At 71.4% G+C, this 23,065-nt stretch carries 17 protein-coding genes, 1 tRNA gene and 2 pseudogenes; 14 read left to right on the top strand and 6 right to left on the bottom strand.

Going from position 1 to position 23,065, the window contains the following annotated elements; translation table 11 throughout:
• The first annotated feature begins 214 nt into the window (after positions 1–214).
• Together ABZU32_RS31075 and ABZU32_RS31070 are read left to right on the top strand one after the other, a co-directional pair.
• Positions 215–1,240, top strand: a complete 1,026-nt coding sequence (locus ABZU32_RS31075; RefSeq protein ID WP_354927591.1) for a 4-(cytidine 5'-diphospho)-2-C-methyl-D-erythritol kinase — start codon at positions 215–217, stop codon at positions 1,238–1,240.
• A 186-nt stretch (positions 1,241–1,426) separates the two neighbouring features.
• Positions 1,427–3,244, top strand: a complete 1,818-nt coding sequence (locus ABZU32_RS31070; RefSeq protein ID WP_354927589.1) for an ABC-F family ATP-binding cassette domain-containing protein — start codon at positions 1,427–1,429, stop codon at positions 3,242–3,244.
• Between the two features lie 562 nt (positions 3,245–3,806).
• Here the strand turns inward: ABZU32_RS31070 and ABZU32_RS31065 are convergent.
• On the bottom strand, positions 3,807–4,349 hold the full coding sequence (locus ABZU32_RS31065) for a MarR family transcriptional regulator (RefSeq protein WP_354839774.1): 543 nt from the start codon (positions 4,347–4,349) through the stop codon (positions 3,807–3,809).
• A 55-nt stretch (positions 4,350–4,404) separates the two neighbouring features.
• On the opposite strand from ABZU32_RS31065, the gene ABZU32_RS31060 reads away from it, so the two are divergent.
• Both ABZU32_RS31060 and ABZU32_RS31055 read left to right on the top strand, forming a co-directional pair.
• Positions 4,405–5,193 carry a trans-aconitate 2-methyltransferase gene (locus tag ABZU32_RS31060; RefSeq protein ID WP_354927619.1) on the top strand — a complete coding sequence of 263 codons (789 nt, stop codon included), beginning with the start codon at positions 4,405–4,407 and terminating at the stop codon, positions 5,191–5,193.
• 197 nt (positions 5,194–5,390) lie between these two features.
• Positions 5,391–6,887, top strand: a complete 1,497-nt coding sequence (locus ABZU32_RS31055) for a CYTH and CHAD domain-containing protein (RefSeq protein ID WP_354927587.1) — start codon at positions 5,391–5,393, stop codon at positions 6,885–6,887.
• 141 nt (positions 6,888–7,028) lie between these two features.
• Here ABZU32_RS31055 and ABZU32_RS31050 read toward each other — a convergent pair whose 3' ends face one another.
• The 5 genes and pseudogenes from ABZU32_RS31050 to ABZU32_RS31030 form a co-directional block, all read right to left on the bottom strand.
• On the bottom strand, positions 7,029–7,922 hold the full coding sequence (locus ABZU32_RS31050) for an NUDIX hydrolase (protein WP_354927585.1): 894 nt from the start codon (positions 7,920–7,922) through the stop codon (positions 7,029–7,031).
• Positions 7,915–10,008 (bottom strand): RNA degradosome polyphosphate kinase, encoded by a 2,094-nt coding sequence (locus tag ABZU32_RS31045; RefSeq protein ID WP_354927583.1) that lies wholly within the window; start codon positions 10,006–10,008, stop codon positions 7,915–7,917. Before ABZU32_RS31045 ends, ABZU32_RS31050 begins: the two co-directional genes overlap by 8 nt.
• 585 nt (positions 10,009–10,593) lie before the next feature.
• Positions 10,594–11,184 (bottom strand): annotated as a pseudogene (locus ABZU32_RS31040) (TetR/AcrR family transcriptional regulator); the annotation flags it as partial.
• Between the two features lie 214 nt (positions 11,185–11,398).
• Positions 11,399–12,340 (bottom strand): fatty acid desaturase, encoded by a 942-nt coding sequence (locus ABZU32_RS31035; RefSeq protein ID WP_354927581.1) that lies wholly within the window; start codon positions 12,338–12,340, stop codon positions 11,399–11,401.
• Positions 12,341–12,569: 229 nt separating this feature from the next.
• Positions 12,570–13,022, bottom strand: coding sequence for a hypothetical protein (locus tag ABZU32_RS31030; protein ID WP_354927579.1), 453 nt, complete (start codon positions 13,020–13,022; stop codon positions 12,570–12,572).
• A gap of 293 nt (positions 13,023–13,315) precedes the next feature.
• On the opposite strand from ABZU32_RS31030, the gene ABZU32_RS31025 reads away from it, so the two are divergent.
• The 10 genes and pseudogenes from ABZU32_RS31025 to ABZU32_RS30980 all read left to right on the top strand — a co-directional run bounded on the left by ABZU32_RS31025 (position 13,316) and on the right by ABZU32_RS30980 (position 23,054).
• Positions 13,316–13,388, top strand: a tRNA-Gln gene (locus ABZU32_RS31025).
• A gap of 199 nt (positions 13,389–13,587) precedes the next feature.
• Positions 13,588–15,009, top strand: a pseudogene (glmU, locus tag ABZU32_RS31020) (bifunctional UDP-N-acetylglucosamine diphosphorylase/glucosamine-1-phosphate N-acetyltransferase GlmU); the annotation flags it as partial.
• Between the two features lie 231 nt (positions 15,010–15,240).
• On the top strand, positions 15,241–16,218 hold the full coding sequence (locus ABZU32_RS31015; RefSeq protein WP_354927617.1) for a ribose-phosphate diphosphokinase: 978 nt from the start codon (positions 15,241–15,243) through the stop codon (positions 16,216–16,218).
• Positions 16,219–16,480: 262 nt separating this feature from the next.
• Positions 16,481–17,080 carry a 50S ribosomal protein L25/general stress protein Ctc gene (locus ABZU32_RS31010; protein ID WP_354927577.1) on the top strand — a complete coding sequence of 200 codons (600 nt, stop codon included), beginning with the start codon at positions 16,481–16,483 and terminating at the stop codon, positions 17,078–17,080.
• Positions 17,081–17,265: 185 nt separating this feature from the next.
• Positions 17,266–17,862 (top strand): aminoacyl-tRNA hydrolase, encoded by a 597-nt coding sequence (gene pth / locus ABZU32_RS31005; RefSeq protein WP_354839800.1) that lies wholly within the window; start codon positions 17,266–17,268, stop codon positions 17,860–17,862.
• Positions 17,863–18,184: 322 nt separating this feature from the next.
• Entirely contained in the window at positions 18,185–19,546 is a 1,362-nt protein-coding gene (locus tag ABZU32_RS31000; protein WP_354927615.1) for a sugar transferase, read from the top strand.
• Between the two features lie 43 nt (positions 19,547–19,589).
• A complete protein-coding gene (locus tag ABZU32_RS30995) occupies positions 19,590–20,363 on the top strand; it encodes a 3'(2'),5'-bisphosphate nucleotidase CysQ (RefSeq protein WP_354840620.1) in 774 nt (257 codons plus the stop codon).
• A gap of 22 nt (positions 20,364–20,385) precedes the next feature.
• Entirely contained in the window at positions 20,386–21,300 is a 915-nt protein-coding gene (gene cysD, locus ABZU32_RS30990) for a sulfate adenylyltransferase subunit CysD (protein ID WP_354927574.1), read from the top strand.
• 91 nt (positions 21,301–21,391) lie between these two features.
• A complete protein-coding gene (gene cysN, locus ABZU32_RS30985; protein WP_354927572.1) occupies positions 21,392–22,654 on the top strand; it encodes a sulfate adenylyltransferase subunit CysN in 1,263 nt (420 codons plus the stop codon).
• 238 nt (positions 22,655–22,892) lie between these two features.
• Positions 22,893–23,054, top strand: a complete 162-nt coding sequence (locus ABZU32_RS30980) for a hypothetical protein (protein ID WP_354927570.1) — start codon at positions 22,893–22,895, stop codon at positions 23,052–23,054.
• Positions 23,055–23,065: the final 11 nt, after the last annotated feature.

Here is a 23,065-nt window from a genome sequence, read left to right as displayed (position 1 = left end):
GGCGGTCGCCGAGGCCGCGCGCACCCGCCCAGACGCGCACCCGCCCGGACGCGCACATCCGGGACGCGCACATCCGGGACGCGCACATCCGGGACGCGCACATCCGGGACGCGCACATCCGGGACGCGCACATCCGGGACGCGCACATGCCCGGAGGTGCACATGCCGGGACGCGCGCCGTGGCGCGGTGGCGCGGGCGTTACGATCGGATCCCGTGACCTCCGTGACCGTGCGGGTGCCCGCCAAGGTGAACCTGCAGCTCTCCGTCGGCCCGCGACGTGACGACGGCTACCACGACCTGGTGAACGTCTTCCACGCCGTCTCCCTGTTCGACGAGGTCACCGCGACCGATGTGACCACGCCCGCCGAGGACGCCACGCCCGCCATGGACGCCGTGGCAGCCGATGACGGCACGGTCACCGGCGAGGCCACGCCCCCGAACGCCGCCACCGGCACGGCCACCCCTTCCGAAGCCATGATCACGGTGAGCGTCGAGGGCGGCCCCGCGGGCCAGGTGCCGCTCGACGGGGAGAACCTCGCGGTCAAGGCGGCTGTCGCCCTGGCGGCGCGCGCCGGCCGGCCCGTGCGCGCCCACCTGGCCATCCGCAAGGCCATCCCCGTCGCCGGCGGCATGGCGGGCGGCAGCGCCGACGCGGCCGCCGCCCTGATCGCCTGCGACGAGCTGTGGGGCCTGCGCCTCGACCGGCGGGAGCTGATGGACATCGCCGCCGATCTCGGGAGCGACGTCCCCTTCGCCCTGTTCGGCGGCACGGCCGTCGGAACCGGACGCGGTGAGAAGCTCGCGCCGGTCCCTGTGACGGGCGAGTTCCACTGGGTGTTCGCGCTCGCCGAAGGCGGCCTGTCCACGGCCAAGGTGTACGGCGAGTGCGACCGGCTGCGCGAGGCCGCCGGTGAGCCGGTCGCCTGGCCGCGGGCCGACGACGCCCTCATGGCCGCGCTCGCCGCCGGAGACGTCAAGGCGCTCGGCGCGGCGCTGGTCAACGACCTGCAGCCCGCCGCGCTGGCGCTGTGCGGTCCCCTGGCCCGCACCCTCGCGGCGGGACGAGACAGCGGAGCCCTCGGGGCTCTGGTGTCCGGCTCCGGCCCCACCTGTGCCTTCCTCGCCGAGTCCGAGGCCCACGCGGCCGGCCTGGCGACGGCCCTGCGCGCGGCGGGCGTCTGCCGCGAGGCCGTCACCGCGCGAGGCCCCGTCCCGGGCGCCGTGGTCGTCCCCGCCTGACTCGGGTGGTCCGCGCCTGACGATCACCTTCCCCGGGATCGTCCCGCCTGACGACCACCCTTCCTGTGGTCGTCCGCGTCTGACGGTCACCTCCGCCGGGCCGTTCGCAGAGACCCGCCGGGGGCGAGGCGGGGCAAGAGCCGGGGCGGTGCGGCGGCGAGTGGGCGCGGATAGGCTTTGGGCACGATGAATCTGGTTAACCTCGAATCGGTCTCCCATGCCTACGGTCCCAAGCCCCTGCTCGGCGAGGTGTCGCTCGGCATCGAGGCCGGCGACCGCATCGGCGTCGTGGGGCGCAACGGCGACGGCAAGACGACGCTGATCTCCGTGATCGCCGGCACGCTCAAGCCCGACGCCGGGCGGGTCACGCACACCCGCGGGCTGCGCATCGGCTTTCTGTCCCAGCGGGACGATCTCGACCCCGCGGTGACCGTGCGGGAGATCGTGCTGGGCGAGCGCGCCGAGCACGAATGGGCCGGTGACCAGGCGGTCAGGGAGATCCTGGCCAACCTCATCGGCGACATCGACCTCTCGGCGCGGGCGAGCGAGCTGTCCGGCGGCGAGCGGCGGCGCACCGCGCTCGCCCGGCTGCTCATCGACGAGCACGATCTGGTCATCCTGGACGAGCCGACCAACCACCTCGACATCGAGGCCATCGCCTGGCTGGCCGGCCACCTGTCGCAGCGCCGGTCCGCCCTGCTCGTCGTGACGCACGACCGCTGGTTCCTGGACGCGGTGTCGACCCGCACCTGGGAGGTCGTGGACGGCACGGTCCAGCGGTACGAGGGCGGGTACGCCGCGTACGTGCTGGCCAAGGCCGAGCGGGCGCGCATCGCGCAGGCGTCCGAGGAGCGCCGGCAGAACCTCATGCGCAAAGAGATCGCCTGGTTGCGCCGCGGCCCGCCCGCCCGCACGTCCAAGCCCAAGTTCCGCATCGAGGCCGCCCAGGCGCTCATCGCGAACGAGCCGCCGGTCCGCGACACCGTCGAGCTGGTGAAGTTCGCCTCGGCGCGGCTCGGCAAGACGGTGTACGACCTGGACCAGGTCACTCTGCACGCCGGAGGGCCCGGGGAGGGTCCGCTGGTGCTCGACCGGTGCACCTGGCAGTTCGGCCCGGGCGACCGCGTCGGGCTGATCGGCGTGAACGGCTCGGGCAAGTCGTCGGTGCTGCGGCTGCTCGCGGACGCGGTCCGGCCCGACTCGGGCACGGTCGTGCGCGGCAAGACGGTGCGGCTGGCCCACCTGTCGCAGGAGCTCGCCGAGCTCGACCCGAACCGCCGCGTCCTGGAGACCGTCGAGGAGATCCGCAAGTTCATCCAGGTCGGCAAGCGCGAGTGGACCGCCTCGCAACTGCTGGAGCGGCTCGGCTTCCGCGGCGAGGCGCAGTGGAAGGTCGTCGGCGACCTGTCCGGCGGCGAGCGGCGGCGGCTGCAGCTGTTGCGGTTGCTCATGGACGACCCCAACGTGCTGCTGCTGGACGAGCCCACCAACGATCTCGACATCGAGACGCTGAACGAGCTCGAGGACCTTCTGGACGCCTGGCCGGGCACGCTGGTGCTGGTCAGCCACGACCGCTACTTCCTCGAGCGGGTGACCGACCGCTGCGTGGCCCTGCTGGGCGACGGCCGGCTGTCGCTGCTGCCGGGCGGCGTGGAGGAGTACCTCCAGCGCCGGTCGTCCGGCACGGCGCTGACGGCCAGGGCCGGTTCGGCTCCGGCGGGTTCGCGCGCACCGGAGGCGGGCGGCGGGCAGCCGGAGGCCGCGCCGGCCGCGCCGGGCCTGTCGGCCCGCGAGCTGCGTGAGCTGCAGAAGGAACTGTCCCGGCTGGAGCGCCAGCTCGACAAGATCAGCGGGCGCGAGTCGGTGCTCCACGCCGCCATGGCGGACGCGGCCTCCGACTACGGCAGGCTGGCGTCCCTGGACGCCGAGCTCAAGGACCTCCGCGCGCAGAAGGAAACCGTCGAACTGGAATGGATGGACCTGGCCGAAAAACTCGGCGAGTGACCCCCACAGCCCGTCCCTTGTCCCTGCCTCTTCGCTGGTAGCACTTGGTGGCGCCGACGCGGGGGGAAGGTGGTCGGCGATATCGGCGCCGGCCTGCGGCGGGATACCTGGCCACCTTCGGACAACGCTGTACCTGTTGAGCGCCGTGACAGGGCGCCGGCTTCGCCGTACCACGACCCGCCGCCGCGGCGCCCTTCAAGCGAGCCGTTGGTGGCGGGTGGGGGCATGATCGGTGACGGGTGGCCGGTGACGGGGAGTGCATTGCCGGTGGCGGGGAGCGTATGGCCGGCGGGGGGTGGCGGGTGGGAGGACTGGGCGGTGGTGCCGCTTCACTTCGCCTCGTTGCCGCTGGAGTTTGGTGGCGCCGAAGCGGAGGGAGGGGGTCGGCGGTACCGGTGCCGGTCTACGGCGGGATTCCTGGCCACCTTCGGACAACGCTGTACCTGTTGAGCGCCGTGACAGGGCGCCGGCTTCGCCGTACCACGACCCGCCGCCGCGGCGCCCTTCAAGCGAGCCGTTGGGCGGACGAGGGGAGGCGCATGATCGGTGACCGGACGGGGGGTCAGGTGGTGTTCTGGGCTGAGTCGAAGGGGACCAGGATGGTGCGTAGCAGGGCGGCCAGGGTGTCGCGGTCGGCGGGGTCGAGGCCGGCCAGCAGCTCTCGCTCGCGCCGGAGCAGATCGGCGAAGGCCTCGTCGACGCGGGTCCGGCCCTGCTCGGTCAGCGACACCAGCACTCCGCGCCGGTCTTCGGGGTCGGGCCGCCTGCGCACCAGCCGTGCGGCCGCCAGCCGGTCGATGCGGTTGGTCATCGTGCCGGAGGTGACCAGGGTGGCGCGCAGCAGGGCGCCGGGGCTCAGCTCGTACGGCGGGCCGGAGCGGCGCAGGGTCGTCAGGACGTCGAACTCCCACGGCTCCAGGCCGTGCTCGGCGAAGGACGCGCGGCGGGCGCGGTCGAGGTGGCGGGCCAGCCGGGACACCCGGCTCAGGACCTCCAGCGGTGAGACGTCGAGGTCGGGACGTTCCTGGCGCCACGACGCGACGAGCTGGTCGACCTCGTCCCGCGCGGAATCTTCGGCGGTCCCATCGCTCCGGCGCGTCGTCATGGGCAGAGTCTATCTCTCTTGACATCGAGAGATCTCGCCCAGTATGAATATCTTGATGTCGAGAGATATGTGGGACCCCGCCGTCTACGGCCGGTACGCCGACGAGCGCGCCCGGCCCTTCTTCGAACTGATCGCCCGGGTCCGCGCCGATGATCCCGAGTACGTCGTCGACCTCGGATGCGGCACCGGCGAGCTGACCGCCGCGCTGTGCGAGCGCTGGCCGGGCGCCGCCGTCCACGGTGTCGACTCCTCGCCCGCGATGATCGCCAAGGCTCCCAAGGCCCCCGAGGGGCCCGCGTTCAGCGTGGGGGACGTCCGGTCCTGGCGTCCGGAGCGCCCGGTCGACGTGATCGTCTCCAACGCCCTGCTGCAGTGGGTGCCCGAGCACCGGGAACTGCTCCCGGGCTGGGTCCGGGCGCTGCGCCCGGGCGGCTGGCTCGCCTTCCAGGTGCCCGGCAACTTCGACGCCCCGAGCCACGCCCTGGTCAGGCAGGTCTGCGCCGGCGACGCCTGGAGGGACGAGCTCGGCGACCTGGTGCGGTACACCCCGGTCGGCGATCCCGAGGAGTACCTCTCGCTGCTGGCCGGGCTGGGGTGCGAGGTCGACACCTGGGAGACGACCTACGTCCACCTGCTCCAGGGCGAGAACGCCGTGCTCAACTGGATCATGGGCACGGCCCTGCGTCCGATGCTCGACCGCATCGGCGCCGACGAGCACAGACGCGAGGCGTTCCTCGCCGACTGCGCGCGGGTGCTCGCCGAGGCCTACCCGCGCAGGTCGTACGGCACGGCCTTCCCCTTCCGCCGCGTCTTCGTCGTCGCCCGCGCTCCACGCCCCGCCTGACCGGCGACCGCCCCGGCCCTGGGCTTCCCTGCGCGCGAGCGGTGGCCGCCCGGACCCGGGGGCCCCTATGCCGAACCGGTGACCGCCCGGACCGGGGGGGCTCGCCTATGCCGGACCGGTGACCGTTCGTCCGGGCGATGCGTCCCGTATTGTCCTTGATGGGACGAGGATCGTATCCGGCCGGCTGTGAGGTGAGCATGGCGCTCGAGATCGAGGACAAGTTCGATGTGCCGGCGGACTTCGCGGTACCGGACCTCGCCGCCGTCCGCGGGAGCGCCGACGCCGTCGAGCTGGTCGCGGAGAAGCTGGTGGCCGTGTACTTCGACACCGCCGACCTGCGGCTGGCCGCGCGGGGGATCACCCTGCGCCGCCGGCGGGGCGGCCACGACGCCGGATGGCACCTCAAGCTGCCCAAGGCGAAGGGTGTGCGGAACGAGGTCACCCACCCCCTGACGCGCAGTGCCAAGATCGTTCCGCGCCGCCTGTCTGACCTGGTCCTGGCGCTGACCCGGGGTGAGCCGCTCGTCCCGGTCGCCGAGCTGGAGACGGTGCGCAAGGTCACCAGCGTCCGGGACGCCGACAGCCGGCAACTGCTGGAGGTCGCCGACGACAACGTCAAGGGGACGGTGTTCGCGACGGCCTTCGGCGAGGACCGGCACGTCGAGCGCTGGCGCGAGGTCGAGGCCGAGCTGACCGGCGGTGACGAGGCGCTGCTCAAGCGGGTCGGCAAGGCGCTGCGCAAGGCCGGGGCGACCCCGGCCGGCACGCAGAGCAAACTGGCCCGGCTGCTCGGCGACCGCATACCCGTCCCGGTCCTGGCCGAGCAGGAGGACGGCACGGCCGGCGCCGTCGTGGTCGGTTACCTGAGATCACAGGTCACCGCGCTGCTCGCCCAGGACCCCCGGGTGCGGCAGGTCGAGGAGGACGCCGTCCACCAGATGCGGGTGGCCTGCCGCCGCCTGCGCAGCGCGCTCCGGTCCTTCTCCGACGTGGTCGCCGAGACCACGGGCGTCCAGGACGAGCTGCGGTGGATCGCCGGCGTGCTCGGCGAGGTCCGCGACCTGGAGGTCATCCGCGACCGGTTCGCCCGCACACTGGACGAGCTGGAGCCCCGCCTGGTCGCCGGGCCGGTCCGCGCCCGCCTCGGCGAGGATCTCGAACGCCGCGAGGGCGAGGCGCTCGCGCGGGCCACGGAGGCGATGAAGGGCGAGCGCTACTTCGCCCTGCTGGACCGGCTGGACACGATGGTCGCCAAGCCGCCGCTCACCCCGCTCGCCGCCAAGAAGGCCGACACGACGCTCGCCAAGGTCGCCGACAGGTCCTGGCGCCGCGTGGCGAAGAAGTACGACGAGGCGCGGATGATCGAGGACCCCGAGGCGCGCGAGACCGCCATGCACGACGTCCGCAAGGCCGCCAAACGGGCCAGGTACACCGCCGACGCGCTCAAGCCCCTGCTCGGCGACCGGGCGTCCGACCTCGCCGGGCGGGCGAAGGCGGTCCAGGAGTCGCTCGGGCTCTACCTCGACGGCGTCGTGGCCCAGGAGGTCCTGCTGGAGGAGACCGAGCGGGCCCGCGAGGCGGGGGAGGACACCTTCACCTACGGCCTGCTCCTCGGCCTGGAGCGCGCCGCCGCGGAGCGCTCCCGAGCCGTCTTCCCCCGCGTCTGGGACGAGGTGACCTCGGCCGCCGGCTGACCGCGCGGAGAAGCCCCTCGGCCGCCACCTGACCGCGCGGACCCGTCAGGAGCGTTCAGGAGCCGCCGAAGCGGTCCAGAGAGAGCCGTCAGGAGCGTTCGGAAGGTGTCGAAGCGGTCCAGAGAGAGCCGTCAGGAGCGGTCAGGTGCGGTAGCGGTCGATGGCGACGATGCGCCCGCCGGCGTGGTGCAGTACCGCGATCGCGCCCTTGCGCAGGTGGAAGTCCTCCGGCCGGCCGTCGAGGCGCCGCTCGCACAGCCCGCCGATCAGCTCGGGCAGCACCTTGCCGTGGCTGCACACCGCCGTGGACAGGCCCTCGTCCAGCAGCGGCAGGGTCGCCTTCAGCGTCAGCGAGCGGTCGAAGTTCGTCTCGTTCAGCACGCGTTCGGTGCGGATCGGCAGCGCCTGCCGGGCGGCGTACGGCAGCAGGGTCTGCACGCAGCGCCGGCTCGGCGAGCTGACCAGCGACGCGGGACGGTAGCCGTACAGGATGTCGCGGACGGCCTCGGCCTGCGCCTCGCCCTCCGCGTCCAGGGGGCGCAGCTCGTCCTCGCCGTCCCACGCCTGCCGGGAGCCGGCGTAGGCGTGCCTGACCATCACCAGCGGCGTGGTGTCCACCGGCGCCGAGGTCAGGGCCGTGAGCAGCCCGGCGTCCCACTCGTAGGTGAGCCGGCGGCGGGCCTCGGCGACGGGGAGCCACGCGAGGTGGTCCACCTCGTCGGTGGGGTCGTGCGCCACCTCGGCCACCACCCGGGCGGCCCAGTAGTCGACGCGCTTGAGCCGCGAGCCCTTCATGTAGTGGACCGCGGGCAGGCGGCGGCCGAGCGTGGCGCTCACCCCGGTCTCCTCGGCCACCTCGCGCAGGGCGCCGGTGATGGCGTGCTCGCCCGGCTTCAGCTTGCCCTTGGGGAAGGACCAGTCGTCGTACTTCGGCCGGTGCACGACCGCCACCTCCGGGGCGCGCGGGTCGCCGCGCCAGACGACGGCGCCGGCCGCCCTGATCATTCCGCCGCTGTTCGGCGTGCCGTCAGTCATCGATCGTCCTCCACCGGCGCCGGCCGACCAGGTGTGACTGCAGGTCCAGCAGGGGATCGCCGTTCTCCGCCTGATGGTGGCGCACCCAGGTGCCCTCGCTGGTGAGCCACCAGCTGCTGGTGGTGTCAGCAAGCGACAGGTCGAGCAGTTCCGACAGGTAGGCCCGGTGCTGGGCGCTGTTGACCTTCACCAGCGCCTCCACGCGGCGTTCGATGTTGCGGCGCATCAGGTCGGCGCTGCCGATCCAGATCTCCGGCCGCCGCCCGTACCCGAACTCGTAGATGCGCGAGTGCTCCAGGAAGCGGCCGAGGATGCTGCGGACCCGGATGTTCTCCGACAGGCCCGGGACCCCCGGCCGGAGCGTGCAGATGCCGCGTACGACCAGGTCCACCGGCACGCCGGCCTTGGACGCCGCGTACAGCGCGTCGATCACCGGCTCGTCGACCAGCGAGTTCGACTTGATCCGGATGCGGGCCGGGCGGCCGGCGACGTGGTGGGCGATCTCGCGCTCGATACGGGCCAGCAGTCCCGACCGCAGCGAGTGCGGGGCCACCAGCAGCCGCCGGTACGCCGAGTGGTAGGAGTACCCGGTCAGGTGGATGAACAGGTCGGTGAGGTCCTCCCCGACCATCGGGTCGGCGGTGAGCAGGCCGAAGTCCTCGTACTGCCGGGCGGTCTTGGGGTTGTAGTTGCCGGTGCCGATGTGGCAGTACTGGCGCAGCTCGCCCGACTGCTCCTGCCGCACGACCAGGGCCAGCTTGGCGTGGGTCTTCAGGCCGAGCACGCCGTAGACGACGTGGCAGCCGGCCTTCTCCAGCTTGCGGGCCCAGCTGATGTTGGCGTGCTCGTCGAACCTCGCCTTGATCTCGACCACGACGACGACCTGCTTGCCGGCCTCGGCGGCGTCGATCAGCGCGTCGACGACGGGGGAGTCGCCGCTGGTGCGGTACAGCGTCTGTTTGATGGCCAGGACGCTCGGGTCGGCGGCCGCCTGCTCGATGAACCGCTGCACGCTGGTGGAGAAGGAGTCGTAGGGGTGGTGCACGAGGATGTCGCGCTCGCGCAGCACCGAGAAGATGTCGTCCTCGGCGTGCACGGCCTCGGCGGGGACGAACGGCGGGAAGCTCAGCTCGCCGCGGTCGAGGTCGGCGATCGCGTGCAGACCGGTGAGGTCGAGCGGGCCGGGCAGGCGGTAGATCTCGTGGTCGGCCACGTCCAGCTCGTCCACCAGCAGGTCCAGCACGGCGGGGCTGATGGTGTCCTCGACCTCCAGCCGCACCGGCGGGCCGAAGCGCCTCATCAGCAGTTCCTTCTCCAGGGCCTGCATGAGGTTCTCGGTGACGTCCTCGTCCACGTCCAGGTCCTCGTTGCGGGTCACCCGGAAGACGTGGTGCTCCAGGATCTCCATGCCCTTGAAGAGCTGGCCGAGGTGGGCGGCGATGACGTCCTCGAGGGGAACGAAGCGATTGGGCGAGGCGGCGACGAAGCGCGGCAGCTGCGAGGGCACCTTGACCCGGGCGAACACCGTCTGCCCGTTGCCCGGGTTGCGTACGGTGACGGCCAGGTTGAGCGAGAGGCCGGAGATGTAGGGGAACGGGTGCGCGGGGTCCACGGCGAGCGGGGTGAGCACGGGGCGGACCCGCTCGCGGAACAGCTTGCGCATCGCCGTGCGCTCGTCCCTGTCGAGGTCGTCCCAGCGCACCACGTCGATGCCCACGTCGGCGAGCTGCGGGCAGAGCTGCTTGTGGTAGGCGGCGGCGTGCCGCTGGGCGAGGTCGTCCGCGATGGCCGCGATGCGGGCCAGCTCCTCGCGCGGCTTGAGCCCGCTCTTGGTGCGCAGCAGCAGACCGGTCGCCATCCGCCGTTTCAGGCCCGCGACGCGGACCCGGAAGAACTCGTCCAGGTTGCTGGCGAAGATGGCGAGGAAACGCACCCGTTCCAGCAGCGGCACGGCGGGATCCTCGGCCATCTCGAGGACGCGCTGGTTGAAGTGGAGCCAGCTCTCCTCGCGGTTGAGGAAGCGTTCCTGGGGAGACTGAGGCTCGTCGTGTCCTTCAGGGGTCGGCTGCACGATCTCGGCGGACATATGTCCAAAATGCCCTACTCGGTTGAACGGCACGTTAACTTTTCAGCAACGACGGTTTTACTTCGCCCGCTCTTCCGCGTCGGTGCTGGTGGAGGGCTCTGTGATCTGGGTCTCCCGGCCTTCCAGCTCGGCCTGCCCGGTGTGCCCGGTGTGCCCGGCGTGCTCGGTCAGCGGGACGCGCTCGACCAGCTCGATGCGCTCGACCAGTTCCACGCGTTCGCCCCGCTGGGCGCGCTCGGCGGCCAGCTTGGCGCGTCTGGCGGCCTCGCGCTCGGCCTGCCTGGCCTGCTGCTCGGCGAGCTTGACCTCCTGGGCGCGGAGCTTCTCGCGCTCACGCTGCTCGCGGGCGACCAGCTTCTCCTCCTCGCGGCGCAGCTTGTCCTGCTCGCGCAGCTCGCGCGCCCTGGCCTTCTCCTGGTCGCGGAGCAGCCTCTCCTGCTCGCGCAGTTCGCGCGCGCGGACCTTCTCCTGCTCCTTGTGCTCCTTCTCGCGGAGCCGTTCGAGGTCTTTGAGCTCTTTGTCGGTGGGCCGGGCCAGGCTTCGCAGCTCGGCCGCGGCGGTCATCGCGGGCAGCCCGCGGGCGGTGACGGCCGTGAGCGCCGGGTGCGCCTCCAGGCCGGTGAGACCGTTCCAGGCGAGGTTGACCAGGTGGGCGGCGACCTCCTCGCGGTCGGGCTTGCGCGCGTCCAGCCACCACTGGCCGGTGAGGGCGACCATCCCGACGAGCATCTGGGCGTACATCGGGGCGAGCGTCGGGGCGTAACCGCGGTCGGCGAACTGGTCGGCCAGGACGTCCTCGACCTGGCTGGCGATGTCGCTGATGAGGCTCGCGAACGTGCCGGTGCCCGAGGCGGCGTGCGAGTCGCGCACGAGGATGCGGAACCCCTCGCTGGACTCCTCGACGTACTGCAGCAGCGCCAGCGCGGCGCGTTCGAGGCGGACCCGGGGGTGGCCGGCGTTCAGCGCGACGGCGACCAGGGCGAGCAGCCGCTGCATCTCGCGGTCGACGACGACGGCGTAAATGCCTTCCTTGCCGCCGAAGTGCTCGTACACGACCGGCTTGGACACCCGGGCGCTGGCGGCGATCTCTTCGATGGAGGTGCCGTCGAACCCCTTTTCCGCGAACAGGGTGCGGCTGACGCGGATGAGCTGCTCTCTGCGTTCCTTGCCGGTCATGCGCACGCGTGAGCGCGGTTCGGTCATGGATTCAATAATGGCTGGCCGCACGGGGGCGGCAACCGCCAATACCCCGGTTCGACGAGCTATGTCGGGTTTCCGTGGTGTGGCGGGAGCAGGAACGCGCGCACGAGAAGGGGGTGCGCTCTGGGGGGTGGGGGGAGGGGAGATGAGAGATCGGGCCGCCACCGGGCGGCCCGACAGGGAGGCTGGATCAGCCAAGCCGTTTCGCCGCCAGCCGCTCAGGGGTGGGCCAGCGGACGTCGGTCGCCCAGCCCGCCTGCTCGAACCAGCGGATCACGCGGGCACTCGGGTCGATCTGCCCCTTGAGCGCGCCGTGACGGGCGGCCGTCGGGTCGCAGTGGTGCAGGTTGTGCCAGGACTCGCCGAAGGACGGGATCGCGAGCCACCACACGTTGCGCGACTTGTCGCGCACCTCGAAGGTCTCGTCGCCGAAGACGTGGCAGACCGAGTTGATCGACCAGGTGACGTGGTGGAGCAGGGCGATGCGCACCAGGCTTCCCCAGAAGAACGCGGTGAGCGCGCCGGTGATGGACCAGGTGACCAGGCCGCCGATGACGGCCGGCAGCACGAGCGAGGCGAAGACCAGCCAGGGGAACAGCCGGTGGATGCGGTGGACGTCCTTGTCGTTGAGCAGGTCCTTGGCGAAGCGCTCCTGGTTGGTGCGCTCGGAGGAGAACATCCAGCCGATGTGGGCGAACAGCAGGCCCTTGGTGAGCGCCTTCCAGTCGTTGCCGAAGCGCCACGGCGAGTGCGGGTCGCCCTCCTTGTCGGAGTACTTGTGGTGGCGGCGGTGGGTGGCGACCCAGTCGATGACGCCCATCTCCAGCGACATGCTGCCGGCGATGGCGAGCACGATCTTCAGCGGGCGGTTGGCCTTGAAGGAGCCGTGGGTGAAGTAGCGGTGGAGACCGACCGTGACGCCGAGACCGGTGAACACGTAGAAGAAGAGAGTGATCGCGACGTCGCTCCAGCCCAGGAAGTGGCCCCAGGCCATGGGCACGGTCGCGACCAGCGCGAGGAACGGAACGGTCACGAAGATGACGAGCAGCACGCGTTCGAAGTTGCTCTTCGGTTCCGGTTCGAGATCCGGCCGCGGCGGCGGCGGGCTCGTACGGTCGGCGACGACTGTCATGGGCTACCTCACGTGGTTCGAGCGAAGTGTGGCTGTAGCTACGTAACCGTAACCTACGCCATCGTAAGTTAGGAATCCCTAAGCCGGAATGTGGGGAAGGTGACGGTTCGGCCCGGAACCCGTGGCGGGTCCACGCCTTGCGCATACATGCCCCCATCTGTTAAAGGGATGCACCCTCACCCCCACCAACATCAGACCGTTTTCCCGCGCTCGGTCCGTCTGCCTCCGATCAGGGCCTGGGCGTCGTGACCGGTGGCGCTTGTGGTGCGGCGGCGCCGGCGGGCGGTGCGCGAAAGCCGCGGCGGCGCAGGAGAGGGGCTGTGACGAAGACGAACAGGGCGAAGGTGGTGAGGCGCTGCAAGCCGGGCTGGGCCAAGAAGTCGCTGTGCTGAATGCCGTACACCGCGTACCAGTTGGCCGCCAGGTCGGTCACCATGATGGCGCAGGTCAGATCCACCCCGACCCTCCTGCCGAGGATCAGGAGCGCGGCCGCCGCCGTATCGAAGATCGTCAATGAGGTCCAGAACAGGTTCAGCCACCCGGGAGCCCAGTGATAGGGCCGCAGGCCGCCGCGGGCGAGGTCGACGAGGTGCGAGACCGTGCCCACGAAGACCAGGGTGACGACGTACACGAGGATCAGCGCCACCGCCCATCGCGGGATGCGCCGCATCCATCCGATCACGCCGTCCATCATGGCGCCGGTCACCCGCCACCGCACAAGTGCGAGATCCTCGATCGATCATGGTCCAGGGTCTCGGACGGCACCAGTGGACGAGTCGCACAGGTGCATCCCGCCGGCTCGCCGCCGTCGTCCTGGCGCTCATCTCCGCGGATTCCATGGCCCGGCCCCCGACGCGTGACCGGCTCAAAGGCGCCCGAGCACCGCGCGACCGGAGGGAGCGCCACAGGCACAGTGCGGGACCGGTCCCTCGTGGGTATTCTGGTCTCCGCGGTTCGGGGAAGGTGTCGCATCGGTCCGGCGTAGGGTAATTGGCAGCCCACCTGCCTTTGGAGCAGGGTTGTCCTGGTTCGAGTCCAGGCGCCGGAACTTTCCCTTATCTTGTCGCGAGCCTCCTCACAACGGGTCCGCACAGCTCGTGACTCTTCCGCGAGGGGGCTGGATCCCTCCCGGGAGACGACGGGTATTCTCACGGTGTCGGGTGGGTGGCCGAGCGGTGCCTGTACGGTTGCCGCGCGTCGGCCCGTCCGCCAATGTCTCAGCCGCGACGCCGAGGGAGCCTCAGTCCGTGAGTGTGCCGCGCCCGGCAGCCGTCATCGTCCTCGCCGCCGGCGAGGGCACCCGGATGAAGTCCGTCAAACCCAAAGTCCTCCACGAGCTGTGCGGCCGCGCGCTGGTCGACCACATGCTGGAGGCCGCCAGGGGCCTTTCCCCCGAACGCCTGATCGTCGTGATCGGGCACGCCCGTGAGCAGGTCGAGGCCCATCTCGCCGCGACCGGCCCCGACGCGCACGCCGTCGTCCAGACCGAGCAGAACGGCACCGGCCACGCCGTGCGCACCGTCCTTGAGGCGGTGGGCACGATCAACGGCACCGTCCTGGTCACCTACGGCGACACGCCGCTGCTGCGCACCGAGACCCTCGGCGAGCTGCTCGCCACGCACGCGGCCGAGGGCAACGCGGTGACCGTTCTGACCGCCGAGGTGCCCGACCCGGCCGGGTACGGCCGCATCGTCCGCGACGCCGCGGGCGCCGTCCTGTCGATCGTCGAGCACAAGGACGCCTCGCCGGAGCAGCGGATGATCAGGGAGATGAACTCCGGGGTCTACGCCTTCGACGGGCTGCTGCTGGCCGACGCCGTCAAACGCGTCTCCACGGCCAACGCCCAGGGCGAGGAGTACCTCACCGACGTGCTGTCCATCCTGCGCGAGGAGGGGCACCGCGTCGGGGCGTACATCGCCGCCGACCACGTCGAGGTGGAGGGCGTCAACGACCGGGTCCAGCTCGCCTTCGCCCGCGGCGTGCTCAACACCCGCATCCTGCACGCCCACATGCGGGCGGGGGTCACCATCATCGACCCCGCCACCACCTGGATCGACGTCAGCGTCACCATCGAGCCGGACGCCGTGGTGCACCCCGCCACCCAGCTGCACGGCCGCACGAGCGTCGCCTCCGGCGCGGAGGTCGGGCCCGGCACCACGCTCACCGACACGGTCGTCGGCGCCGGCGCGGTGGTGCGCAACGCCGTCTGCGAGGGCGCCGAGATCGGCCCCGACGCCTCGGTCGGCCCGTTCACCTACCTGCGGCCCGGCACCGTCCTCGGTCCGAGGACCAAGGCCGGCAGCTACGTCGAGATGAAGAACGCCCGCGTCGGCGCCGGGTCCAAGGTGCCCCACCTGTCCTACGTCGGCGACGCGACCATCGGCGAGGGCAGCAACATCGGCGCCGCCACGGTGTTCCTGAACTACGACGGCGTCCACAAGCACCACACCACGGTCGGCGACCACGCCCGGGTCGGCGGCGACAACATGCTCGTCGCCCCGGTCACCATCGGCGACGGCGCCTACACCGCCGCCGGGTCGGTCATCACCACCGACGTTCCCCCGGGGGCGATGGCGGTCGGCCGGGCCCACCAGCGCAATATCGAAGGGTGGGTCGCGCGCAGGCGCGCCGGCACGGCCGCGGCGGAGGCCGCCGCGCGTGCGCTCGCCGGGCGTGACGGCCACGAGGGTGGGACGAACGGCCCGGACGCACCGTCCGGGCGTGCGGGGAACGGCGGGCCGGGTACACCATCCCAGCAGGCCGAAAGCAGCGAGCGGGCCGAACCGGCCGGCGAACGATAGCGGGGAGCTTTGGAAATGAACCAGCGCGGCGAGCCGGCCGACAGGCGCGACGAGCCCTTCACGGCTCCGTCCGGTGGCCAGGCGGCCGAGGAGGTCAACATCACCGGGCGCAAGACCACCGGGGAGAAGCACCTGATGTTCTTCTCCGGCCGGGCCTATCCAGAGCTGGCCGAGGAGGTCGCGCAGCACCTCGGCATCCAGATCACGCCGACCAGGCTGCACGATTTCGCCAACGGAGAGATCTACGCCCGCTACATGGAGTCGGTGCGCGGCAGCGACGCCTTCGTCATCCAGAGCCACACCGAGCCCATCAACACCTGGATCATGGAGCACCTCATCATGGTGGACGCCCTCAAGCGGGCGTCGGCCAAGCGCATCACCGTGGTGCTGCCCTTCTTCGGCTACTCCCGCCAGGACAAGAAGGGGCGCGGCCGTGAGCCGATCACCGCGCGCCTGATGGCCGACCTGTTCAAGACCGCGGGCGCCGACCGGCTGATGTCGGTCGACCTGCACACCCCGCAGATCCAGGGCTTCTTCGACGGGCCCGTCGACCACCTGTTCGCGCTGCCGGTGCTCCACCGCTATCTCAGCGGCAAGCTCGACCCGGCCGTCACCACGATCGTCTCGCCCGACACCGGCCGGGTGCGGCTGGCCGAGCGCTGGGCCGACCAGCTCGGCACCCCGGTCGCGTTCATCCACAAGCGCCGCGACCTGGACGTGGCCAACCAGGTGAAGGTGCACGAGGTCGTCGGCCAGGTGCGCGGGCGCACCTGTGTGCTGATCGACGACATGATCGACACCGGCGGCTCCATCTGCAAGGCGGCCGACGCGCTGTACGAGCAGGGCGCGACGAACGTCATCGTGGCCGCCACCCACGCGATCTTCTCCGAGCCGGCCGTCGACCGGCTGAAGAACTCGCGCATCGCCGAGGTCGTGGTCACCAACACTCTGCCCATCCCGCAGGCCAAGCGCTTCGACAAGCTCACCGTGCTGTCGATCGCCCCGCTGATCGCCCGCGCCATCAGCGAGGTCTTCAGCGACGGTTCGGTCACCAGCCTCTTCGAGGGCGACGCCTGACCTCCGCCCCCGCCCGCCTCGTGAAGCAGGCCCGCTCAGGCGGGGGCCCGGGGAGCTTGGTGAGCAGGGCGCGGAGCTCGTGTTCCGCGTCCTGCCCGTGCGCGGTCCCGGTCGCCCGGCGGCGATCCGAGCGACGCGGCCGGTCGGGTAAGCTCTGAGGGTTCCGCGAGGTTCCGCGCTCGTAACGCCTTCCGCTAGGGCGGGTGAGGGTGAGCGCCGTTCTTCCTTTCCGAAGTTTCCGAGTTTCCCTAGGAGACATGCCGTGTCCGAAGTACGCATCGCCGCAGAACCGCGCTCCGAGTTCGGCAAGGGCGCCGCGCGCAAGATCCGTCGCTCCGACAAGGTCCCCGTCGTCCTGTACGGCCACGGCACCGAGACCAAGCACCTGATCCTGCCGGGTCACGAGCTGCTGCTCGCTCTGCGCACGCCGAACGTCCTCATCCGTCTCCAGGGTGACGGCCTGAACGAGCTCGCGCTGCCCAAGGGCGTCCAGAAGGACCCGATCAAGGGCTTCCTCGAGCACGTCGACCTGCTGCTGGTGAAGAGCGGCGAGAAGGTCACGGTCGAGCTCCCGGTCACCACGACCGGCGACATCGCCCCCGGCGGCCTGTTCGACCAGCAGCTCCTCTCCATCGCCGTCGAGACCGAGGCCACCCACATCCCGACGGGTGTCGAGGTCGACATCGAGGGCCTGGAGGTCGGCGCGGTCGTCACCGCGGGCGACCTGAAGCTGCCCAAGGGCACCACGCTGGCCGCCGACCCCGAGACGGTCATCCTCCAGGTCACCGGGGTCCCGACCTCGGCCGAGACCGCCGAGGGCGAGGAGGGCGGCGCCGAGGGCGAGGCGGCCGCCGCCGAGTAAGGCCGCACCCGCCGGCCGCCCGCGCCTCGCGGGCGGCCCGCACCCAACGGCAGTCCCGTATCGTCGCCAGGGCAGCCGGGCGCCCGTTCATCGGCCGCCCGGCTGCCCTGTCCGGCGTGCGGACGCCGGTCCCGCCGGCCGCCCGCCGCGGGCTCTGAGTGGAACCGAAGACGGAAGAGGTCGTCGTGGACCGCTGGTTGGTCGTCGGGCTGGGCAACCCCGGTCCCGAGTACGCCGGTAACCGGCACAACGCCGGGTTCATGGTGGTGGACGAGCTCGCCGCGCGGGTCGGCGGCCGGTTCAAGGCGCACAAGTCGCGTGCCGAGATCGTCGAAGGCCGCCTCGTGGGCGCTCCCGTCGTGCTGGCCAAGCCGCGCTCGTACATGAACCTCTCCGGCGGCCCGGTCAAGGCGCTCGCCGACTTCTACAAGGTCCTGCCGGCGAACGTCATCGTGATCCATGACGAGCTGGACCTCCCGTACGGGGCGCTGCGCGTGAAGCTCGGCGGGGGCGACAACGGCCACAACGGGCTGCGCTCGCTCACCAAGTCGCTCGCCACCAAGGACTACCTGCGGGTGCGCTTCGGCGTCGGCCGGCCGCCCGGGCGCATGGATCCCGCCGACTTCGTGCTGCGCGACTTCGCCACGGGTGAGCGCAAAGACCTCCCCCTGCTCGTCGACCGCGCCGCCGACGTCGCCGAGTCGCTGATCACCTCAGGCCTGGAGGCCACCCAGAACGCCTTCCACGCCTCCGACCTCAAACCCCTCAAACCCCCGCGCTGACCTCGCCAGGTCCGACGCCGATCGCCGACGCGGCGCGGCAGGGCCGACATGGCGCGGCGGTCGTTCGCGCGTTGACACGCCCGTGCGTTCGTAAAGGGAGTTACCGGATTCCCCCAAGAGTGTCGGAGGCGACCGCTAGCATCCTCACCGAGAGTGTTCGGCCGGTCACCTTGGGGGATGCGTGCGCGAGGGGGAGAGCTCCGCTGCGGCCTTCGTGGCGCTTGCGGCCGTCAGGCCCCGTGCCCGTCTCCGTCCCCGGGCGCGGCGGCGGGTCGGTGCGGGCGGGGGGTCGTTCCGCCCGCGCTGGGTCCGGCGCTACCGGCTGTGCGCCGTGGCGGGCGATCTCGGGTGCGGGCTGGCCGCCGGCGCGGTGGCGATCGTGGTGCGGTTCGGCGAGGTCACGCCGTACGTCGCGCCCTATCTCGTGCTCAGCCTGGTGCTGCCCGTGCTGTGGGTGGCGGCCGTGGCGCTCAACCGTGCCTACGAGGCGCGGCTGGTCGGCGTGGGGCCGGAGGAGTTCCGCCGCATCACGCGGTGCGGGTTCTTCCTGACCGCCGGCGTGGCGATCGCCTCCTACGTCACCAAGACCGACCTGGCACGCGGGTACGTCGTCCTCGACCTCCCCCTCATGACCGCGCTCACCCTTTCCTCCAGATATGCCCTGCGCCTGGCGCTCCACCACCGCAGAGCGACCGGGCGGTGCATGCGGCGGGTGGTGGCGGTCGGCCACCGGTCGTCCACCGCCGAGCTGGTCCGCCGCTTCCGGCGCGAGCCGTACCACGGCATGCAGATCGTGGGCGTGTGCCTGCCGCGGGGCGAGGCCGCCGGCACGGTCGAGGGTGTCCCGGTGTTCGGCGACTTCTCCGACGTCCCGCTGGTCGTCGGGCAGGTCGCGGCCGACACCGTGGCCGTGCTGGCGTGCCCCGAGCTCGACGGCACCGCCCTGCGCCGCCTGGCGTGGCGGCTGGAGACCACCCGCACCGACCTGGTCGTCGCCCCGGCGCTGATGGAGGTCGCCGGGCCGCGCACCACCATCAGGCCGGTGGCCGGGCTGCCGCTGCTGCACGTCGAGCACCCCGAGCTGTCGGGGTTCCGCCAGCTTCTGAAGAACCTCTTCGACCGCGCGGTCGCGCTCCTGGCCATCGCCGTGCTCGCGCCGGTCCTCGCCGCGCTCGCGGTGGCCGTCCGGTCGAGCGGCCCGGGGCCGGCGCTGTTCCGGCAGACGCGGGTCGGCAGGGACGGAGCGGAGTTCACCATCCTCAAGCTGCGCACGATGAGCCCGGACGCCGAGCGCCGCAAGGTCCACCTCGTGAGCGACGCCGACGGCGTGCTGTTCAAGATCCGAGACGATCCGCGGGTCACCCCGCTCGGGGCCTTCCTGCGGCGGTACTCTCTGGACGAGCTGCCCCAGTTGTTCAACGTGCTCGCCGGTGACATGTCGCTGGTCGGCCCGAGACCGCCGCTCCCCGAAGAGGTCGCCACTTACGGGGACGACGTCCGCCGGCGGCTGGTCGTCCGCCCGGGTATGACGGGCCTGTGGCAAGTCAACGGCAGATCTGACCTTTCGTGGGAGGAATCGGTACGGTTGGACCTGCGTTATGTCGAGAACTGGTCTCTCACATTGGATCTTCAGATCCTGTGGAAGACCTGGTCGGCCGTGGCACGTGGCTCGGGCGCGTATTAGCCCGAGGTGAGGGACGACAACCCGGGTGCGCACCAGAAAGGGCATCGTGACGATACGCGACGACCACGCGCTCGCGAGAGACTTGGCGGCTGAGGCCGGCCAGAGGCTGCTGGCCCTGCGCGACCGCGAGGGGTTCGACGACCCGGTGGCGTTGCGCCACGCGGGTGACCAGGAGTCCCACGCCTATCTGGCCGAGGCGCTGGCCCGGCTGCGGCCCAGCGACAGCGTCCTGTCCGAGGAAGGCACGCGCGAGGAACGGCTCGATCCGCGCCGCCAGACCGCCGAGCGGGTGTGGATCATCGACCCGCTCGACGGCACCCGCGAGTTCGGCGAGCAGGGCCGCGCCGACTGGGCGGTCCACGTGGCCCTCTGGGAGCGCGCCTCCGGCACGCTGGTCGCCGGCGCCGTCGCGCTGCCGGCCCAGGGCGTCACGCTGTCCACCGCCGAGCCGCCCGCTCTCCCCGCCCCGCGCCGCGGCCGCGCCCGCATCGCGGTCAGCCGCACCCGCCCGCCGGAGTTCGTCAAGAAGCTCGCCCACCTCGTGGGCGCCGACCTGGTCCCCATGGGCTCGGCCGGCGCCAAGATCGCGGCGGTGATCACCGGCGAGGTCGAGGCGTACGTCCATGGCGGCGGGCAGTACGAGTGGGACTCCGCCGCCCCGGTCGCCGTCGCGCTGGCCGCCGGAGCCCACGCGAGCCGCATCGACGGGTCGCCGCTGACCTACAACCAGGAGAACCCCTCACTGCCGGATATCCTGGCTTCCCTACCGGATCTGGCGCCAACGTTGCTCGCCGGCATCCGCGACGTGCACCGATAGGGCCCACCCCGGAGGAAGAGCAGTGCTCCAGAGCGATTACACGACGTCGCAGCTCGATGTCCTCGAAGCCGAGGCCATCCACATCATGCGGGAGGTCGCGGCCGAGTTCGAACGTCCGTGTCTGCTCTTCTCCGGCGGCAAGGACTCCATCGTCATGGTCCGCATCGCCGAGAAGGCGTTCTGGCCGGCGCCCATCCCCTTCCCGCTGATGCACGTGGACACCGGGCACAACTTCGACGAGGTGATCGAGTTCCGCGACCGGCGCGTGGCCGAGCTGAACGCCCGCCTGGTCGTCGCCTCCGTCCAGGCGTCGATCGACGCCGGCCGCGTGGCCGAGGAGACCGGTCGCCGGGCCAGCCGCAACCGGCTGCAGACCACCACGCTTCTCGACGCCATCGAGGAGCACGAGTTCGACGCGGTCTTCGGCGGCGCCCGGCGCGACGAGGAGAAGGCCCGCGCGAAGGAGCGCGTGTTCTCCTTCCGCGACGACTTCGGCCAGTGGGACCCGAAGAACCAGCGTCCCGAGCTGTGGAACCTCTACAACGCCCGCATCCGCAAGGGCGAGCACATCCGGGTCTTCCCGCTCTCCAACTGGACCGAGCTGGACATCTGGGACTACATCCGGCGCGAGGGCATCGAGATCCCCTCGATCTACTACGCCCACACCCGCAGGGTGTTCGAGCGCGACGGCATGCTGCTCGCCGACCACGAGGTGGTCAACCGCGGCGACGACGAGCCCGTCTACGAGACCGTCGTCCGCTACCGCACCGTCGGCGACATGACCTGCACCGGCGCGGTCGAGTCCACTGCCGCCACGGTGGAGGAAATCCTCGCCGAGATCGCCGCCACCCGCATCACCGAGCGCGGAGCGACCCGCGCGGACGACCGCACCTCGGAGGCCGCCATGGAGGACCGCAAGAAGGAGGGGTACTTCTGATGCCCCCTCTTGCCCCGCCCCCGCCCCTCCCGCGGCCCGCGCGCACGCCCCTCCGCCGCTCCGCCCGCACACCCGATGGAGAGCAGTTCTGATGGACATCCTGCGTTTCGCCACAGCGGGCTCGGTGGACGACGGCAAGTCCACCCTCATCGGGCGCCTGCTCTTCGACTCCAAGGCGATCTTCGAGGACCAGCTGGAGGCCGTCGAGCGCACCAGCCGCGACCGCGGCACCGAGTACACCGACCTGTCGCTGCTCACCGACGGCCTGCGCGCCGAGCGCGAGCAGGGCATCACCATCGACGTGGCCTACCGCTACTTCGCCACGCCCAAGCGCAAGTTCATCATCGCCGACACCCCCGGCCACATCCAGTACACCCGCAACATGGTCACCGGCGCGTCCACCGCCGACCTGGCCATCGTGCTCATCGACGCGCGCAAGGGCGTGGTCGAGCAGTCGCGCCGCCACGCCTTCCTCACCACGCTGCTGCGGGTGCCCCACCTGGTGCTGGCGGTCAACAAGATGGACCTGGTCGACTACGGGCGCGACCGCTTCGAGGAGATCCGCGAGGAGTTCACCGCCTTCGCGGCCAAGCTGAACGTCGCCGACCTCACCTTCATCCCGATCTCGGCACTGCACGGCGACAACGTCGTCACGCGGTCGGAGAACATGCCGTGGTACCAGGGCACCTCGCTGCTGCACCACCTGGAGAACCTGCACATCGCCTCCGACCGCAACCTGGTCGACGTGCGGTTCCCCGTGCAGTACGTGATCCGCCCCCAGCGCGCCACCGACCCGGCGTTCCACGACTACCGCGGGTACGCCGGCCAGGTCGCGGGCGGCATCCTCAAGCCGGGCGACGAGGTCATGCACCTGCCGTCGGGTCTGACCACCCGCGTGGCGGCCATCGACACCTTCGACGGCCCCATCGAGGAGGCCTTTCCCCCCATGTCGGTCACCCTCCGCCTGGAGGACGACATCGACATCTCGCGGGGTGACATGATCTGCCGTCCGCACAACCAGCCTCAGGTGGCCCAGGACATCGACGCGATGGTCTGCTGGATGACCGACGGCCTCAAGCTCGGCCCGCGTTCCAAGCTGGTCATCAAGCACACCACCCGCACGGCCCGCGCGCTGGTGCGCGACCTGCACTACCGGCTGGACGTCAACACCCTGCACCGGGACGAGTCGGCCGGCTCGCTCGGCCTCAACGAGATCGGCCGGGTGTCGCTGCGGGTCACCCAGCCGCTCTTCGTGGACGACTACGCCAGGAACCGCATGACCGGCGGCTTCATCCTGATCGACGAGGCCACCAACGGCACCGTCGGCGCCGGCATGATCGTCGACGCCCGCTGAGGCGTCCCCGCGGACCGATCGCGTCATGCGGGCCGCTGCCCGCTCGCATGCCCTCGTGGGGCGATGAGGTCCGTCGGCGCGTTCTCGCGGCTCTGTTTCGCGTCCGATGATGGTCGCCCGGCGGCGTGTTCGCCGCCGGGCGGCCGATCTTCCGGACGTTCGTCCGTGGCTTCCTGTCGAATTCGCGTGGCCTGTGTCGTCGCCTGGTATGACGGCTCGCGATTCGAGAGGTGCACCGATGGACGACGAACGCCACGACCCCGGCCCGGGAACCCCCGTTCAGCACACCGCCGATCTGGTCGCCTCCACAGAACTACGAGAGCTGATCGGCGTCCCCGACGCGGCTCACGCCTCCGACGTCGCTGATCCCTCCGGCGCCGCTGACGCCCGGTCGGGGTGAGCCGGGGGCGG

It is taken from the genome of Sphaerisporangium sp. NPDC005288, assembly GCF_040607475.1.
GTDB classification, from domain to species: Bacteria; Actinomycetota; Actinomycetes; order Streptosporangiales; family Streptosporangiaceae; genus Sphaerisporangium; species Sphaerisporangium rhizosphaerae.
The sequence above is the reverse complement of the archived record's forward strand: the minus strand, read 5'-3'. Positions and strand labels throughout refer to the sequence as shown.

What these genes read in the sequence shown, in the direction of transcription:
- ABZU32_RS31070 (WP_354927589.1), top strand. Translation starts at nt 1,427, where the DNA reads ATGAATCTGGTTAACCTCGAATCGGTCTCCCATGCCTACGGTCCCAAG.
- ABZU32_RS31065 (WP_354839774.1), bottom strand. Translation starts at nt 4,349, where the DNA reads ATGACGACGCGCCGGAGCGATGGGACCGCCGAAGATTCCGCGCGGGAC.
- ABZU32_RS31060 (WP_354927619.1), top strand. Translation starts at nt 4,405, where the DNA reads ATGTCGAGAGATATGTGGGACCCCGCCGTCTACGGCCGGTACGCCGAC.
- ABZU32_RS31055 (WP_354927587.1), top strand. Translation starts at nt 5,391, where the DNA reads ATGGCGCTCGAGATCGAGGACAAGTTCGATGTGCCGGCGGACTTCGCG.
- ABZU32_RS31050 (WP_354927585.1), bottom strand. Translation starts at nt 7,922, where the DNA reads ATGACTGACGGCACGCCGAACAGCGGCGGAATGATCAGGGCGGCCGGC.
- ABZU32_RS31045 (WP_354927583.1), bottom strand. Translation starts at nt 10,008, where the DNA reads ATGTCCGCCGAGATCGTGCAGCCGACCCCTGAAGGACACGACGAGCCT.
- ABZU32_RS31035 (WP_354927581.1), bottom strand. Translation starts at nt 12,340, where the DNA reads ATGACAGTCGTCGCCGACCGTACGAGCCCGCCGCCGCCGCGGCCGGAT.
- cysN (WP_354927572.1), top strand. Translation starts at nt 21,392, where the DNA reads ATGGACATCCTGCGTTTCGCCACAGCGGGCTCGGTGGACGACGGCAAG.
- ABZU32_RS30980 (WP_354927570.1), top strand. Translation starts at nt 22,893, where the DNA reads ATGGACGACGAACGCCACGACCCCGGCCCGGGAACCCCCGTTCAGCAC.